Source organism: Paraburkholderia sp. (genome assembly GCF_034668105.1).
Taxonomy (GTDB): domain Bacteria; phylum Pseudomonadota; class Gammaproteobacteria; order Burkholderiales; family Burkholderiaceae; genus Paraburkholderia.
This window is the reverse complement of record NZ_JAXDPY010000189.1, coordinates 1-3,078: the sequence shown is the minus strand read 5'-3', so window position 1 is coordinate 3,078 and position 3,078 is coordinate 1. Positions and strand designations below refer to the sequence as shown.

Annotated in this window: 2 protein-coding genes; both read right to left on the bottom strand. The window is 59.8% G+C overall.

Annotation, left to right across the window (positions count from 1 at the left end; genetic code table 11):
- On the bottom strand, window positions 1-510 hold a 510-nt coding region (locus tag QOC89_RS08985; RefSeq protein ID WP_416340379.1), incomplete at its 3' end, for a class I SAM-dependent methyltransferase.
- Window positions 511-630: 120 nt separating this feature from the next.
- Window positions 631-2,232: a methyl-accepting chemotaxis protein gene (locus tag QOC89_RS08980; RefSeq protein ID WP_323044700.1), complete on the bottom strand. Its 1,602-nt coding sequence runs from the start codon at window positions 2,230-2,232 to the stop codon at window positions 631-633.
- Between the last annotated feature and the right edge of the window lie 846 nt (window positions 2,233-3,078).

Sequence of the window (3,078 nt, the reverse complement as noted above, 5' to 3'; positions counted from 1 at the left end):
CTTGCGACAAATCATATCGAGTTTGTCAAACTGCGCCTGTTCCAGATCTTTGGCGGTTTCCCAATAGCCGCATGAATAGATCATGCGACTGTCCAGCATAGCCTCGAATACATCGTTTCCTGCGTCGTAGTGACGCTCGCCTACCTGGAATGCGCGGTCTTTCGATTGCAGGTTAAAAAAGCGATGGCGGAGATACTCGAAGACGAGTCGAATCTTCGAGATGCCGACCGCCGCCGAATCGATATCGGTACGGAGCAGCCTCGTGAACAATTCGTCGAGTTGGTCGCAATCCCACTGACCATCCATATACGACTCGCCGAGGCCAAGGGACCAACTCGAAAAGACGCGCTTGTAGACTTCCCGATCGCGAACCTGAATGTCCCAACCACGGTCACCGTGGATTGCCACGTCCGCCTTGCCGAGAAGCGACGCCAGAATGTCAGGCGGGTGGCCGGTTTGGTCCGACATGTCGTAGTCGGATTGGCGCAGGGATTGCTGTTCACGATTCATACCGGTTCCAGTTACGCGAGTGTTGTTTGCCGCTGGCTTACTGCGGTCGAGCTTTGGGGCAACACTATGGCTGGTACCGCCGAAGTTGTGAAATTTAATCTACGTATTGATCCGATAGGATCAGGCCGCCTCGCGGATTACACCGTTTGCGGCGTCGCCGACCCGGAACACCGCGACTGCGCCGTACAGCGCGTGTGCCTGCTCCTTCAGCGTATGTGCCGCTGCCGCGGCCTGTTCGACCAGCGTGGCGTTCTGAAGCGTTGCGTCGTCGATGTGTGCAATTGCGCGCCCGACCTGCTCGATGCCGTCGTTCTGCACATCGGAAGCCTCCGCGATCTCGCCCATGATCTGGTTGACCTGGCGTACTGCGCGCAGGATTTCGTCCATCGTCGCTCCGGCTTCTCGAACCTTCTCTGAGCCCTCATGGACGCGCCGCACTGAATTTTCGATCAGTTCCTTGATCTCCTTCGCCGCCGTCGCCGCGCGTTGCGCGAGGGAGCGCACTTCGGTCGCGACTACCGCGAAACCGCGTCCCTGGGTACCGGCCCGCGCCGCCTCGACGGCCGCGTTGAGCGCGAGAATGTTGGTCTGGAACGCGATGCCTTCAATGACGGAGATGATGTCGCCGATCCGTGCCGAGGCGGCGGAGATGCCGTCCATCGTCTCCACGACGTCGGTCATGCTGTCGCTGCCGCGCGCGGCGACATTCTCCGCCGTCGTTGCGAGACCGCTTGCCTGTTTCGCGCTGGACGTGTTCTGTCTCACGGTGTCCGTCAATTGCTGCATCGAGGCGGATGTCTCCTCGATCGACGCTGACTGCGATTCGGTGCGGGTCGACAGATCCGCGTTACCGTTCGAGATTTGCAGGCTCGCACTGAGTACGCCATCGGCATGCGTGCGCACACCTTCGACGACCTCGCGCAGCGCGTTTCGCATGCGGTCCATCGTCGCGAGGATGCTGTCGGTGTCGCCCGGTCGCACGTGCACCTCGTGGACCAGCGAGCCATCGCGGATCGCATCGGCAAGCCGGCGCACATCGTTGGGCTCGCCGCCGAGCGCCTTTGTGATGTACCGCGTGATGAGCCAGGCGATCACCGATCCGATCGCTATCGCCGCAGCGGTGAGCGCGATCATCAGCAACTCGAATGTGCGGCCGACGTTGCGCGCCGTCTGCGCCTGGATCTGATTCAGTCTCTCTTCGAGATCGATGAAGCGGTTGACGTCATTGAGCCAATCGACGAAAGCTGGAGCGGCGGAATCGAGCACGACCTGCTGCGCGCCGGCCTGGTCGCCGGCCTCGCGCTTCGCCAGTACGTCGGCGATCAGCGGCATCGTGCGTGCCTCGTCAACTTCGATTTTTGCGAGAATTGCGCGCTCTTCATCGGAGGCCTTGGTGCGATCCGAGACCATTGCGTCGAGTGGCGTGGCGGCTTGCTTATAGTCGGATTCAAGCGCATCTATGTGATTTGCGACGCCGTCCACCTGGGCAGGCGGCACGAGTACCGCATCGCGCACCGCGATCGCCCGGTCGTGCACGCTGCCGCGGAATGCAATGGCATACGTTTCCTTGACACTGTTCACGTCGTTGATCGTCGCCAGGCTCGCGTTGATCATGTTGACACGTACGATGCCGACCAGAGTCAGCGCGACGAGCACGAGCAGCACGAGCGCAAAGCCGCTCGCGACTCGCGTGCCGGTACGGAGGTTTTTCAGCATGGACATTCCCCGATCCTTCCTATCGTTTTGTTGGCGTCGATATTCGCACGCCATAGATAAGGTTGTGAAATGCTTATCGTTAATCGTTGCGATTGGCGGGCGTTATTGGGGAGAGCTTGCTTGCAGGGAACAGTCCGTACAGACCCGCCGGACGCTACTTGAATGAAACGATGCTTCAGGTGACCGCGCCCGTGCTCAAATTGAGCGACCGGAGCAGTGCAGCGTGAACGGTGTCCCTATTCGGGCGGGACACCGTCATTTGATGGGCTTTTGCGCCGGACCGGACGCATTGCTTGCTTTAGTGGCGAAGGAGGGCGGTCCTGTTTGCCGCTCAATGAACCCGACAGTGAACGTAATAAATAGAACCTTCGATATCTGAGGCAGCTTTCTTCAGCAACTCGTTGCCGAGTTCAGATTCTTTCACAGTGATAGACCCGAGCAGATCGTCCCGCGAACCTGAGTCATAGTCCCAAAGCGACAGGTTCAAAGAACCATCGAAGGAAAGTGCGAGATTGGGGCGGTGCTTTGTCCGGTACCTACCGGCATTGTTTCTCTATCGGTTGGCCAGACCTTGTTTGCCAGGCCGCGTTCCGTGTTCGTGGTCAGATACAGATCATCCGGATCACCACGTGCTCCGTCGATAGCAGCAATGAGACCGGGAACGGCCTTGACGGCTGCGTCGATTGATCCAGGTCCGGTCGCCGCGGCAAGCGTGCCCGGGACTGGATTGGCCGCGCCAGGACGTCGCCGAATTCGCGTTCGTGCGTCCCTGGCGTCCGGTTGCGGCGGCTAACCCGGTCTCGCGTAGAAAGCAGGTTTCAATGCAGCAGACGGTTGACCTGACGCTCACAC

Bases quoted from the DNA above. Each gene is read 5' to 3' on its own strand.
- QOC89_RS08980 (WP_323044700.1), bottom strand. From the start codon at position 2,232: ATGTCCATGCTGAAAAACCTCCGTACCGGCACGCGAGTCGCGAGCGGC.